The following is a 12,908-nucleotide window of genomic DNA, read 5'->3' on the forward strand; positions in this document are numbered from 1 at the left end:
GTGAGGGCCCCGTGCCGTCCGCGGGGGCGAGGACCCGACTCCCGGCTCCGCTGCCCCGTGTGCGAGCGCCCGGAACCCGTACCGGGCCCGCCCTCGCGGAAGGAGGACCGTGAGACGTCTCCGTCGCCCCGCACACCGCCCATGTGACCGTGGGAAGGCACGGCGCACCCGGACGGCCGCCGCCCAGGTGTCCACGAGGTGATCGGCCCATCATCACACGGCCGAACCAGCCGGCCGCCCCAACCCCTGATCACACGGTGCCCGTTCACCGTCCGCACGGCTCCGGATTGGGCAGCGGAACAGATCCGCTCCCGGGGCGTGCGGGGCCGCGCGGGTGTCTGATTGACTCCGCGCCCACCCCCCACACCCGTACCCGCGCCCCTTCCGGGGTGCCGGATCGACGTGAGCGGAGCCACCCACATGCCCTTCGGACCGCAGCCCCGGCACGGGCCGCCGCACCATGACGAGCCCGCGGCCAGCGCCCGGCCTCCGGCGGAGCACGAGCGACACGACGACGGGGAGGCGGCGCGGCTGGCCGTCGGGCTGCGGCTCGGTGTCCGGATCGCCGTCGTCTGGCTGTTCTACGTGCTGCCCGCCGCCCTCGTACCGGCCGTGTACGGCACGCGGATCGCCGGACCGGTGAGCCTCGGCGCGCTCCTGGCCGTGGTGCCCCTGGCCGTCGGTGTGCACGCGCTGGTGGTGTACGGGCGACGGGTCGACCGGCTCGAACCGCGGCCGGGCGCCCGGAGGTGGTCGTGACCACGCTGCTCGATCCCTCGTCCCGGTCCCTCGTCCTCGCCGTGTTCTCGGTGTTCGTCGTGATCTGCCTGATGCTGTGCGTCGTCACCGGCGCCGACGAGGACGACCGGGCCCTCGTACGGTCCGACAGCCGCCGGCTGCGCTCCTGGCAGCAGGGCATCGCGATGGGCGGCGACACCACCACGGTCGCGACGGTCACCGTACTGGTGGGCATGGTCTCCACGACCGGCTTCGACGGGCTCGGCGTCATGCTGGGCAGCCTGATCGGGGTCATGCTGCTCCTCGTGCTGGTCGTCGGGCCGCTGCGCGGGCACGCCTCGCTGACGGCCGCGGACATGCTGGACGCGCGCGGCAGCGGCGGGCCCGCCGTACGCGTCTCGTGGGGCGTGGTGACCCTGCTCGTCTGCTTCCCGCTGCTGGTCGTGCAGTTGGTGGTGGTCGGCAACGTCGCCGCGGCGCTGATCGGGCAGCCCGGTGTGCGGACCGGCTGCATCGTGGTGATCGGCTGCGTGATGACGGCGCTGGCCGTCAGCGGCGGGATCCGGGGCACGGGCGTGGTGATGATCGCGAAGTCGGTGATCGCGCTGCCGGTGCTGGTGGTCGCCGCCGTGCTGGTGCTCTACCGCTTCGGCGGGGATCCCGGCCGGCTGCTCGACGCCGCCGCGCACGGCTCGCGGACGGGCGGGGCGTACCTGCGTCCGGGCGGCTACACCGGTGAGGGGTGGGTGGGGGCCGTGAACCGGATCGGGCAGACCTTCGGCATGTCGATGGCCACGCTGGCGATGCCCGCCGTGCTGATGCGGGCGATCTCGGCGAAGAGCCCGCGCGGCGCCCGGTCCGGCGGCCGCTGGATGCTCGGCGAACTCACCCTGCTGTACGGCGCGCTCGCCGTCGTCGGCGTCGGCGCGGCGGCCCTCGTCGGCGAGGCGCTGCACGAGGCCGGTCCGGCGGCGCAGGTGTTCACGCCGCTGCTGCTCGGGCGGGCGCTCGACAGCGGCGGCGTCCTGGTCGCGGCCCTGGCCTGCGTCCTCTTCCTCACCGCGCTCGCGGCCGTGGTGGACGTGACCCTCGCCGCCGGCATCGCCCTGGGACGGGACGTGCTGGGTGCGTCCGGCAGGCTCTCCGGCAGGCGCCCGGCGGGCAGGGCGGACGATGCCGCGTCGCGGTGGTCGGCGGCGCTGACGGGGGCCCTCTCCGCGGTCGTGGCGGTCGTCGCCGCCGACTGGAACCTGGTGGTCGTCTCGACGCTCTGGCTCGCCGTCTGCGGCGCCGCCCTCGCGCCCGTCCTGCTGTACGCCCTGTACTGGCCCGGGTTCACCGCCCGCGGTGCGCTGTGGTGCCTGTGGGGGGCCACGGCGCTGAGCATCGTGGCGCTCGCGCTGTCGCCGTACGTGTCCGGCACCCCCGGGTCGATCTTCCCGGAGTACGACTTCAGGATCTGGGACGTGACGATCCCGGGCCTGGTGACGGTGCCGGCCGGGTTCCTGCTGGGCTGGCTGGGCAGTGTCACGGATCCGCGCCGGGCGGCGGGTGACGTACCGGGTTCGGAGCGCCGCAGGGAACCGGACACCGTCTGAACGGTCCGCGTGCCGCCTACCGATGACTTTCGGTGGGTGGCACGGTCATACCCGGTACACGCACCAGGATTCGGAGGACACCATGCCGCGGAAGATCACCGCCAGCCTGTTCATCTCGCTCGACGGCGTCGTCGAGGCGCCCGATCAGTGGCATTTCCCGTATTTCAACGACGAGATGGGGGCCGCCGTCGGCGCGGGCATGAGCAGCACGGAGGTCCTGCTCTTCGGCCGCAGGACGTACGACAGCTTCGCCGGCGCCTGGCCCGAGCGGGAGGCGGCGGGCGGCGAGGACGCGGGCTTCGCCAAGCAGCTCGGCGACATGCGGAAGATCGTGTTCTCACGCAGCCGGCTCGACCTGCGGTGGCGGAACTCCGAGCAGGCTCAGGGTGATGTGGCCGAGGTCGCCGCCGCGCTGAAGAGCGAGCCGGGCGGTGACATCTCGCTGAGCGGCTCGGTCTCCGTCGTCCGGCAGCTGCTGGCCGCGGGCCTCCTCGACGAACTGCACCTCCTCGTCCACCCCGTCGCCGTACGCAAGGGCATGCGCCTCTTCGACGAGGGCCAGCCGTCGATCCCGCTGAAGCTGCTGAAGTCCCAGACGTTCACGACGGGCGTGCTGAACCTCGTGTACGGCCCCGACACCGCACCGCCGACGGGCGGTTACGAGGAGGCCGTCACCACGCTCGGGGAGTGAGCGCGCGGTGGTGTCACCGGTTCTCGTACCGGTGACACCGAGGCCGCAGAAGCCGCGGGAAGCCCCGACCGTTCCGGGGCCCTCGGTGGGTCACGTCCGTTCCGGCTCCCGCGACCCGGTGGTGAACAGGGTGCGGAGCATGGCCAGGAGGACCAGGGTCCAGGCGGTGAGGGCGACCCAGAGCCAGGCCTCGCCGATCCATTCCACGATGGGGAGGTCGTCGGCGCGGCCGAGGTACATGCCGGCGACGGCGTACATGCCGAGGGGGAAGACGATGCTCCACCAGGTGGGCTCGTAGACGAGGGGCACCCGGTGGACGTAGTGGCGCCAGACGCCGACGGCGATCAGGACGGGGACGAGCCAGGTAGCGAAGCACCAGAAGACGACCGACATGCCGGCCACCAGTCCGCGCACCGCGTCGACCATGGGGGCGCTCTCCATCTCCACGATGCGCGCTCCCGCGACCACGGTGATGGCGACCGCGCCCATGGAGACCCAGTAGGGCGGGTCGAGTTCGCGCGGTTCGAGGGGGTAGAGCATCAGGCGGAGCGAGACGAAGATCGCGGAGGCGGCGTAGAGGACGCAGCCGACCGACCAGGAGAAGACCGCGACGACGGCCAGGCCATGGCGTGCGGCCTCGTAATGGGGCTCCAGGGTCGCGGCGGCCACGGCGACCGACTGGCTGGCGACCACCCAGACGAACCAGGTCCCGTTGGCGGCCGCCACGACCGGGCGTTCGCTGCGGCCCAGGACCGCAGCCCAGGGGATGGTGTAGCCGAGGACCACCCAGGTGAGCGCGGCGATCACGAGGAGGACGGTGGCGGGGAAGAAGTGGCCCTGGCCGGCCAGGCCGACGGCGAGGACGTCGGTGCCCGCCACGAAGGTGAAGAAGAGGAACGCCTTGCGGGTGTCGTGGGCGTCCGCGGCGAGTTCACGGCGGTGCGCGACGAAGCGCCGGACGGTGAGGACGACCAGCAGGCCGTACTCGACGGCGGTGAGGACGAGGAGGGACCGGGACATCAGGGTCCAGCCGCGCAGTTGGCAGCCGACGGAGAGGATGCCCGTGGCCATGACGAGGGCGAAGTACCCGGGGGACAGACGCGCCGGTGTCAGGCCGGCCAGCCGGGGTGGCGGGGGCGGTGGCGTGGAGAGCACTCCGGCACCGTATGTGATCAGGGCCCCCTGCCGTCCCGGGAGGCTCGGCCCTCTCGGTGCCGACGGGCGTGCGGCACGGCCCCGGGCGGAGCTCCGGGGCACGGCCTCCGGATCCGGGTACCCGCGTCGTTGTCAGTGGCGGCTGCCATGATCGGCCCGTGATCGAGGAGACCGAGAACCACTTCGACTGGCAGCAGTTCCTCCGTCGTTGGCAGGAGGAATGGGTCCCGGGCGAGGACGACGTGGAGGACCTGGCGGAGGGCGGCACGACCCTCGCCGACCTGGCGCTCGCCGCGCCGCCCGCGGCCGAGGCGGAGACAGCCGCCGCCGAGGAGCGCCTGGGAGTCCGGCTCCCTCCGTCCTACCGGCAATTCCTCAAGGCCAGCAACGGCTGGCGGCTCGACGAGGGGTCCGTCTACCGGCTGGGCGCGGCCCACGAGATCGACTGGTTCGGGGATCCGTTCGACATGACCCCGGCCTACCGGCAGGGGCTGACCGAGCGTTCGACCGAGCAGGAGGTGCTGCTGGCCGGGATGTGGCAGCGGGCGCTGCAGCTGGAGACCGACTCGGACATGTCCTACGCCCTGCTGGACCCGGGTGACACCGACGAGGACGGCGAGTGGGCCCTGTACGTCTACAAGGGGTGGAGCGGCGAGTTCCCGGACCGGTATCCGTCGTTCCGCGCCTATATGCAGCGGATGTACCAGGACTTCCACTCCGGCCGGGCGCGCGATCCCGACTTCGTGAACGACACCACCCGTGCCCTGGACGCCGACGTGGAGCGTGCGCGGGAGGAGGCCCTGGGCGGGAGGTGGGAGACCGCCCGGGAGCTGCTCACCGAGGCGGAGCGCTACGGACGGCCCCGCGCCCGGGGCATGCGGCAACAGCTGGACGCGCTGTCGCACGGTGTCGGGCACGGGTACCACGGATTCGGTGAGCTCGTCGCCGATCCGCGCTACACGGGCGAGCTGGTGCCCGTGATGGCCGTCGCGCACCTGTGGGACCACCGCCCCGGCGCTTCTCCCCGCCGGTTCGTGCTGGGCACCGAGACCGACGACGGTGTCACGTCGGCCGCGGACGCGATCCTCGCCCAGGTACTCGACCGCACCCACCGCTACGCGCCGGGCGGTGCCTTCGGCCGGGCGGTGGCCGAGGCGTGGGAGTCGGCGAGGCGGGGTGACACGGACACGGCGTGGCGGGTGATCCGTGCCGCGCTGCCGTCGTGGTCGCCGCCGGGGCCGGACCTGCTGGCACCGCTCGGTCTGCTGGGGGACCCCGTGCTAGGCCCGGTGGTGACGCGGGAGCGCGGCCTGGAGCTGCTGGCCACGCCTCGGGCCGGCCGGGAGGGCCCGGTGCCCGATCCGGTGCCGGACCTGGATCCGCCGGGGCTGTGCTGGCTGGCGGAGACCCAGCGGTGGAACGCCCCGCACGGCTCCTACCGGTGCCTGTGGGTGGAGGGCGCGGAGCCGGAGGCGCTGCCGGGTCTGATCGGGGAGGACGGGGGCGCGGGCCTGACCGCGCCGCCCGTCCGTCCTGCCGGATGGTTCCCCTACGACGTCAGGAAGCGTGACGACTCGGCGCCGTGGGAGGACCGGGCCGTGCTGGCGGTGGGCCGGACGGGCTCCGGATGGGCGTTCGGCTTCGACACGGCCCCGCGGCCGTCGGAACCCGGGAACTTCTTCGTCTCCCCGGCCGCCGCCGCCTCGTACGACGGACGCGCGGTGGTGCTGTGGGTACGCCGCGGTCGCGACGACACCCCGGCGGTGTTCCACCTCTCGGTCGCCGAGCGGGGCGAGGAGCTGTACGCGTACACCCTGCGCGGCACGGACGTCGAACGCACGGGCCCGGTGCCCGAGGCCCTCGACCCGGACCACGTCCTGCGCGGCGTCGACGACGCGGACCGCGAGCGGTGCCTGCTGGCCGCCGTACACGACGAGTTCGGCCTCTCCCTGCCCCGGCACGCCCTGGCCGAGGGCGTCCTGCCGCACCTGACCACCCGGTCCTGGAACCGCGCGCCGCGGGAGGGCGAGTTCTACGGGTACGTCACGGTCCGCTTGGGGCGGTGACGAGGACGCACGCCGCCCAGCACGTCCCCGGTCGCCGGGACTCGCCCCGGCTTCGAGGTCCGTGGGGGCGGCGGCTGCCGGGACTGCCGCGACGGGAGTCGGCGTCCTCCCGGGCCTTCACGGCCGGGAGGACGCCGAGCGCGCCGCGGCACGGGCCGCGAGGACGGACCTACTTGTTGATCCAGATTCCGAAGTCCCGCGTGGCCGTGTAGAAGTCCTGGAAGCCCAGGCGTGACCCCGCGCTACGGGTCAGCGTGCCCTTGGCTATCGCGCCGCCGGCGGCCGAGGCGGTGTACACCGGGCCGCCGCTGTCACCGCTCCGGGCCACTGTCTGGCCGTTCATCTGCTCCGCCTCCACCAGGTCCTCGGAGTCGTTGCAGAAGAAGAGGACCTTGATGTTGCAGACCGGGCCGCCCGTGGCCCGGGCGCTGGTGATTCCGGACTGGCAGGTACTCACCCGGGAAGACGTGGTCCCAGCCGTCAACCCGTACGCCCGCGTCGCTGTCGGGTCCCCGGGGCGGGCGTCCCCGTCGGCATGGCGGCGTCCTCACGTTCAGGACCACGCCGGCTCACCCCCGCCCGGGGCCGCCGGGAGTCTCGTCATCCCGGGTCGCTCCGGAATCCGGGCTACGCGCCGGGGCGGACGCCGGCTGCGAGGTCGTGCAGGTGCGCGGTGGTGCCGTTGCGTCGTGCGCGGCGCAGTCCCTGTTTGGCCAGCAGGCCGTTGGCCACGGTCATGACCGTCCTGCTGGGTGGCGCTGTCATGCCGACCGATGTGTGGGGGGCGTACAACGCCTCTCCGTCGTCGACGGTCAGCCAGCCGGTGGCGGTGCGCATGCTCACGCCGACGCACTGCGGTCGGAACGCGTGGGCGAGGAATCCCGCTCGGCGTCCGCCTGGTGGCAGGAGTTCGGGCGGTGCGCCGAGGCGCAGCCCGGTCCCGTCGTGTCCGGTGACCGTCACCGGGAGGATGACGGGATTGCCGTCGGCCCCCTCGTACGCCAGCAGACGATGCGGGAGGGCGGCGATCCGCCGGGCGAGCTGGGAGACGGGTATCCGGGGTGTCGTGCCGTTCTTCGGGGGGCGCTGTTCGGCGGGATGCCGTGGCCAGGACGGGCCGGTCACGGTTGCCGGTCCGTGTGCCGAGAGGTGGGGCCAGGTGCTGATGCGTTCCAGGCCGACGTCGACGAAGACGCGCTCTTGGTGGTACTCGCGCAGCAGCCAGTCCCACACTCTTCCGTGCTTGGTCTTCCCGAAGAACGGCTCCGTGGCGTCCATCAGCTCTGCCAGCCGCTGTGCCGAGGGCTGAAGGTCCACCGATGCCTTGCCCTGGGCGAGGACGTAGTGACTGTGGGCGGCGAATCCGTGCGTGCGCGTGTGATAGGCGAGGGCGACGCGGGGGTTGTTCAGGATGCGTTCCAGTTTCTTCGGGAAGCCCAGCGAGGTGGTGAAGCTGACCTGGTTGGCCGCCCGGTTCGCGAGCCCCACCGGTGAGACGCTGGTGACCACCGCGCCTCCGGCGGGGGTGAGGTAGGCGACCGCGACGGTCAGGTCGCCCGTGATCGCCTCGTACGCCGTGTCCGGCCAGCGGAGGTGTGTGTCCGTCACGAGCCGATACCTCGCAGCACCCGCAGGTCGGCGGCGGCCTGGTCGCGCAGGGCGGGCAGCAGCGACTTCATCGGCGGCGGCATGTTCACGAATATCGATTCCACCTCTGCCGGTGTGCCCACCTCGTCGAGGAGGCCGATCATCAGATGCCCGGCCACCGGGGGCGTGGTGGCGATGACTCGTTGGGCGAACTCCGCCCACTGCGCGGGCGTGATGTGCGCCCGCAGGGCGGGGAACAGAACCGGTTCCTCGTGGGCCAGGTGGTCGCGCACGCTGTCGCGCACCGCGACGGCCGCCTCGCGCAGTGCGTGCCGGTCGTCTTCGTTCGGATTCTCGCCGTCATGGTCCTTCGCGCCGGTGAGGCCGATGTCGGCGAGGCGGTCGAGCGCGACGTCCAGACGTTCGTGTTCTTCGCTCAGGTCGTCGAGTGCGCGCTTCGCCTCGGGCGCCGCGGTCAGGACGAGCGGCCACAGCCATTCGTCTTCGGTCTCGTGGTGGTGACGCAGGTTCACCACGAGGAAGTCCCGTAACTGCGCGAGCGCTTCGCCAGGCACGGAGGGGTGCCCGGCGGCGTCCACGAGCAGCCCGGTGGCCAGTCTGTGTGTCTCATGGGTGAGCCGCGTTTCCACGACGGCTTGTGAGTCACGCCCGGCGTTCATGTCCATGGGGTGCGAAACCTTCGGGTTGAGGGGTGCATGGTGCAGGGCCTTCCCGTCCGGAAGGGAAGTCCCATTTTGAAGTTACAGCATCTGCAATGAATACGCTTGCCCTTACCTCGGGGTAAGGTGGGAGCATGTCCGCACCGACCCGGAGTTATCGATCGCCACGGCGCGAGCGGGGCGCGGCTCAGACCCGGCAGGACATCCTGGCGGCCGCGCGCGAGCTCTTCATCGCGCAGGGCTACGCACAGGTGACGATGGGGCACATCGCTCGCGCGGCCGGCGTCGCGACCAAGACGCTGTACGCGAGCGTGGGGACCAAGACGGAGCTCCTGCATGCCCTCCTGGCCACGGACGTGGCGGACTCGCGGACCACCGGGATCCACGAGGAGGTGTTCCGGAGCGAGGACCTCGCCTCGGCGGTCGCATGCCTGGCGCACGGTGTCCGCAACAACACCGAACGCTTCGCTTCGTCCATCGACCTGCTCTACTCCTCCATGGCGAGCGACGCCAAAGCGCGGGAGGTGTGGGACTACGTCGTCACGCAGTACCGCCAGGCGCTTCGCGAAGCCGCGGAGCACCTGGTCTCCATCGGCGCAGTGGCTCCGCATCTTGACGTGAACGGTGCGGCGGACCGTCTGTGGCTGTGCTTCGGGCTGTCGGCATGGCGATCGCTTGTCGTCGACTGCGGCTGGAGCTACGACGCCGCGGAGCACCTGCTCTCCCGCCAGGCGCTGAACATGCTCGAGGACCCTGTCCCGGCATAGGCGAGGCGGGCGTTCCCTTCTCGCGCCGCCACCACGCGGCATGGACGGCAGTCCGGGCCGGCCGGGGGCCCGTCGAACGAGCGGCCCTGCCCCATGTTCGGTCCAGCCCCCGGGCGTCCGCCCACGGAAGGCCTGTCGGCAGCCGCGTGGGGGGACACACCGGACGCCGCACCCGCACACGGACCACCACCCGGCGGTCGCCCACCGGCACGTCGGCGACGGTCCGCGCACCATGACGGCTCCTCGCACCGCCCGTGCCCACCTCCAGCCTGACGGATCATCAGACGCACCGTCTACTCTTCGCGTCCGTACGCTTACTCACCGTACGGGGTGCCACACTCGTCCCCGCCCCCGTCCGACCGCCACCCTGAGGTCACGGCGAGCCAGGAGAAACCGTCCGCGTCCACCGCTCACCTGCGGAAACGACCGGGCGCCCGTCTCCCTCCCGCCCACCACGGGCGGCGGCGGCCGGACCCGGCCGCATCGGACGAACCGGAAGGTGCAGTCATGCGGAACGGAACCGACCTCTACGCGCTCGACATCAGCGGGGCCTCGTTCACGAAGGCGCGCGGCGGCCCCTGCACGGAGGGCTGCGTGACCCTGGCCCGGATCGGTGAGGACGCCTGGGCGCTGGGCGACAGCAAGCGGCCGGACGCGCAGCCGCTGCGGTTCACCACGGAGGAGCTGGACGCGGCCGGTATCGACCCGGCGCGCTTCGACGACGAGGCCCTGCGACGGCCCCCGCACCCCGACGCGCCACCGCCCGGAAGCAGGCCGGAACTGGCCTGCCCGTGCGCGTAGAGCAGACCCGACACCTGCCCCACCCTGCCCCGCACGCGGCTTGGGCAGCGAACACGCCCGGAAGATCTGGAGGAACCTGATGGAAACCCTCTTCACCCTCGGGCGAGGCACCGTCGTGGGCGACGCCCGCCCACGCGGAGGAGCCCGCCCTCGGCGTGCTCCACATGGAGCCGCGTGACACCCTGCGGGCCTCCTTCACCTCGATGCTCCTGGGCAACGTCTCAGTGACCGGCCCTTCTGCGCCCGCCCGCCCCGGAGCCGACGGTTCATTGGATCAGGTCGGTGTGCGGGTGCTCGGGGGAGGTCGGGCAGACGTAGAGCTGCATGTTGTCGGTGCTGCCCACTTCCACCCTCGTCGGCTGCGCGGGGTACAGGCCGGCACGATTACCGGCGGCGCAGGCGGCCCGGTCCTCGTACGGCACCCAGCCGTGCCTGTTGCTGTCCCATTCGAAGGAGGCGATGGTCAGCAGCGGGACCATCTGCGCCTCACAGACGGCGCAGTACCGGCGGTACGGGTCGGTGCGGCCCCACGGCGGCCAGCCGCCGACCTTCCAACCGGGGGCGTTGGCCAGATTGCCGTCGTAGAACTCCGCCGGGTAGTCCGCATACGAGCCGTCCACGTCCGCGCCGGCTGCCTGCCATCTGCTCCAGTCCCCCACCACCTGCCTCAACTCCGGGCTCAGATCGAGGCTGTCGGGATACTCGGTGATCGCTTCCGGTGCCAGCAGACACGGCTCCGGCACGTAGCCCGAGTAGTTGGCCTCATCCGGTTCCGGTGGCGTGGTGAGGACGTCGACGACCGAGGCGGCGGACCGCCAGAACACCGCGGTCGCGGGCTTCCAGTCCGGCTCGTGGTCGTAGGGACACCAGAGGACCTGGAGCAGATCGGCCCCTCCGGGCGGCCGCAGCAGGGGTACGTCGCGCAGATACAGCTGGGCCACGGGCAACAGGGGAACCGGGCACTCCGCGGGCCAGGGAGGGCCGGCCTCGAGTCGCTCCGCGGCCCTCTCGGCCTTCTGGTGCAGGGCCGCCTCCTCCTCGGGAGTGAACGAGGGACCGTGGGGGGCCTCGTACCGCTGGGCCCGGCTGTACCTGTTGAGCCGCACTTCCGCCGGCGACTCGCGGAACCCGCTGTCACCGTGCAGGTGCGAGTCCTCGCAGTGCGGCCAGGGTTCGTCGGCCGGCCACAGCAGCGGGCCCCCGACCGAGCTGTCCTTGGCCGAAGGCGCCCCGGGACGAGGGTGCAGCCGTATCGCGGGACGCGCCAGGGAAGCCAGTTCGGGAAAGACCGCGGTCACCTCGACGGGCCGCGGTGGAGTCGTCCGTACGAAAACCATGCCGGTGATCCTGCCACCCGCCACCGACAGTCCCTGCCACCCCGATCGGTGGCGAAACGGCCCATGTCGCACTCGGCAGCGACGGCCACGGTTCCCGGAAGCCCGTCGCCCGCCTTCCACCCGCCGGCGTCAAGGCGCCGGCACAGGGCGTACGGCACTCGCGGGCTCAGGCGCCCACGGTCCCGTCGACACCCTCTCGCAGGAAGTCCGCATGCCCGTTGTGGCGGCCGTACTCCAGGAGCACGTGCACCATCACCATCCGCAGCGACACCTCCTCGCCCCACCGTGGCTGATACCCGGCCCGGTCCAGGGACTCCGCCTCCCGCTCGACACGGCGTGAGTTCTCCACCTCGGCCTCCCAGGCCGCGAACGCCTCGTCCCTGGTCGACGCGCTCGCGTCGTACGCCGCCTGGAAGTCGACCTCGTCGGACCAGACCATGGGTGCGTCGTGGTCCTCGAACACCCGGCGGAACCAAGCACGTTCCACCTCCGCCATGTGCCGCACCAGACCGAGCAGCGAAAGCGTGGACGGCGGCATCGACTGCCGTCGCAGCTCCTCGTCGGTGAGCCCTTCGCACTTCATGGCGAGGGTCGCGCGGTGGTAGTCGAGGAAAGCCCGCAGCATGTCGCGTTCGCTGCCGAAACTGGGCGGTCCTGCGCGGTTGTCGCCGGTCACCGGTCGTATCCCCTCGTGCGTGCCTGCGTCGAGGGGCCAGTATCCACTCCCGTCGGCCGTCAACCGGACCTGACTGCTCCCCCGGAGGCCGCCGAACACGGGAACCCTTCGCCGCCTTCCCGCGTTCCTCACACAGCGTCGCAGGGATCCGGCGTACCGCCCGCCTCCTCCGTCCGTACGCCTGCTCCCCGTACGGGGCGCGGCACTCGCCCCCGCCCGCGTCCGGCCGCCACTCTGACGCCATGAACCACGCAACACCCCACGTCGGTGCGCCCGTTCACACCTTCACCCAGCTGCTGTCGTCCACCCGGCGCGGCGCCCGTCTCGCCCGGCTCCTCGCGGTGACCGAACTGCGCTCCCGGGGCGCCTCGCACGACCTCACCGAGCGCGCCGAACCCGTCGTCGCGGAGCTCGCCGCCAACGCCGTCCTGCACGGCCGCGTACCCGGCCGCTGCTTCCGGCTCACCCTCGTCCTCGACCCGGCCGCCGACCGTCTCCGCGTCGAGGTCAGCGACGCCCGCGGAAACCTCCGCCCGCACCCCCGCCGCCCACGGACACCGCGCCCGGCCCCCTCCCCACCGGCGGACGCGGCCTGACCCTCGTGGCCGCCCTCGCCGACCACTGGGACTGCGTCCCCCACCCGCCCAGCGGCAAGACCGTCCGGGCGGTGCTGAGGCGGACCCCCTGCAGCACGAAGCCGACCTGCTGCGGGAACGCTGCCTCCTCTTCGTCGCCTGCACCCGCGCCCGCGAAGCCCTGAGCGTGACGTGGAGCGGAGTTCCGAGCCCGTTCCTGCCGTACGCCGTCTGAAC

Annotated in this window: 11 protein-coding genes and 2 pseudogenes; 7 read left to right on the plus strand and 6 right to left on the minus strand. The window is 72.4% G+C overall.

Features of this window, described 5'->3' with window-relative positions; all coding sequences use genetic code 11:
• Window positions 1-420: 420 nt before the first annotated feature.
• The 3 genes from ACFV5H_RS07840 (at window position 421) to ACFV5H_RS07850 (ending at window position 3,027) form a co-directional block, all read left to right on the plus strand.
• Window positions 421-759, plus strand: coding sequence for a hypothetical protein (locus ACFV5H_RS07840; RefSeq protein ID WP_385193390.1), 339 nt, complete (start codon window positions 421-423; stop codon window positions 757-759).
• Window positions 756-2,336, plus strand: coding sequence for a transporter (locus ACFV5H_RS07845; RefSeq protein ID WP_385193392.1), 1,581 nt, complete (start codon window positions 756-758; stop codon window positions 2,334-2,336). The genes ACFV5H_RS07840 and ACFV5H_RS07845 overlap by 4 nt, the downstream gene beginning before the upstream one ends.
• 82 nt (window positions 2,337-2,418) lie before the next feature.
• Window positions 2,419-3,027, plus strand: a complete 609-nt coding sequence (locus ACFV5H_RS07850) for a dihydrofolate reductase family protein (RefSeq protein WP_385193395.1) — start codon at window positions 2,419-2,421, stop codon at window positions 3,025-3,027.
• Between the two features lie 90 nt (window positions 3,028-3,117).
• Here the strand turns inward: ACFV5H_RS07850 and ACFV5H_RS07855 are convergent, their stop codons facing one another.
• The gene (locus tag ACFV5H_RS07855) at window positions 3,118-4,182 is read right to left on the minus strand and encodes a tellurite resistance/C4-dicarboxylate transporter family protein (RefSeq protein ID WP_385193398.1); all 1,065 of its coding nucleotides are present in this window, start codon (window positions 4,180-4,182) and stop codon (window positions 3,118-3,120) included.
• 158 nt (window positions 4,183-4,340) lie between these two features.
• Here ACFV5H_RS07855 and ACFV5H_RS07860 point away from each other — a divergent pair, with 158 nt between their 5' ends.
• Window positions 4,341-6,248 carry an SMI1/KNR4 family protein gene (locus ACFV5H_RS07860; protein WP_385193401.1) on the plus strand — a complete coding sequence of 636 codons (1,908 nt, stop codon included), beginning with the start codon at window positions 4,341-4,343 and terminating at the stop codon, window positions 6,246-6,248.
• A gap of 169 nt (window positions 6,249-6,417) precedes the next feature.
• Here ACFV5H_RS07860 and ACFV5H_RS07865 read toward each other — a convergent pair whose 3' ends face one another.
• From ACFV5H_RS07865 to ACFV5H_RS07875, 3 genes are all read right to left on the minus strand, one after another.
• Entirely contained in the window at window positions 6,418-6,705 is a 288-nt protein-coding gene (locus ACFV5H_RS07865; RefSeq protein WP_385052912.1) for a hypothetical protein, read from the minus strand.
• A 170-nt stretch (window positions 6,706-6,875) separates the two neighbouring features.
• Window positions 6,876-7,856, minus strand: coding sequence for a hypothetical protein (locus ACFV5H_RS07870; protein WP_385193403.1), 981 nt, complete (start codon window positions 7,854-7,856; stop codon window positions 6,876-6,878).
• Window positions 7,853-8,521, minus strand: coding sequence for a hemerythrin domain-containing protein (locus ACFV5H_RS07875; RefSeq protein ID WP_385052918.1), 669 nt, complete (start codon window positions 8,519-8,521; stop codon window positions 7,853-7,855). The genes ACFV5H_RS07870 and ACFV5H_RS07875 overlap by 4 nt, the downstream gene beginning before the upstream one ends.
• A gap of 128 nt (window positions 8,522-8,649) precedes the next feature.
• Between ACFV5H_RS07875 and ACFV5H_RS07880 the strand changes: the two genes are divergently transcribed.
• Together ACFV5H_RS07880 and ACFV5H_RS07885 are read left to right on the plus strand one after the other, a co-directional pair.
• On the plus strand, window positions 8,650-9,282 hold the full coding sequence (locus ACFV5H_RS07880) for a TetR/AcrR family transcriptional regulator (RefSeq protein WP_385052920.1): 633 nt from the start codon (window positions 8,650-8,652) through the stop codon (window positions 9,280-9,282).
• Window positions 9,283-9,789: 507 nt separating this feature from the next.
• Window positions 9,790-9,999, plus strand: a pseudogene (locus ACFV5H_RS07885) (DUF397 domain-containing protein); the annotation flags it as partial.
• A 350-nt stretch (window positions 10,000-10,349) separates the two neighbouring features.
• Here ACFV5H_RS07885 and ACFV5H_RS07890 read toward each other — a convergent pair.
• Together ACFV5H_RS07890 and ACFV5H_RS07895 are read right to left on the minus strand one after the other, a co-directional pair.
• A complete protein-coding gene (locus tag ACFV5H_RS07890) occupies window positions 10,350-11,420 on the minus strand; it encodes a hypothetical protein (RefSeq protein WP_385052923.1) in 1,071 nt (356 codons plus the stop codon).
• 166 nt (window positions 11,421-11,586) lie between these two features.
• Window positions 11,587-12,096 carry a DinB family protein gene (locus tag ACFV5H_RS07895; RefSeq protein ID WP_385193406.1) on the minus strand — a complete coding sequence of 170 codons (510 nt, stop codon included), beginning with the start codon at window positions 12,094-12,096 and terminating at the stop codon, window positions 11,587-11,589.
• 242 nt (window positions 12,097-12,338) lie between these two features.
• Here ACFV5H_RS07895 and ACFV5H_RS07900 point away from each other — a divergent pair.
• Window positions 12,339-12,769: pseudogene (locus ACFV5H_RS07900) on the plus strand (ATP-binding protein); the annotation flags it as partial.
• Between the last annotated feature and the right edge of the window lie 139 nt (window positions 12,770-12,908).

This window comes from Streptomyces sp. NPDC059787, assembly GCF_042732315.1.
Taxonomy (GTDB): domain Bacteria; phylum Actinomycetota; class Actinomycetes; order Streptomycetales; family Streptomycetaceae; genus Streptomyces; species Streptomyces atrovirens.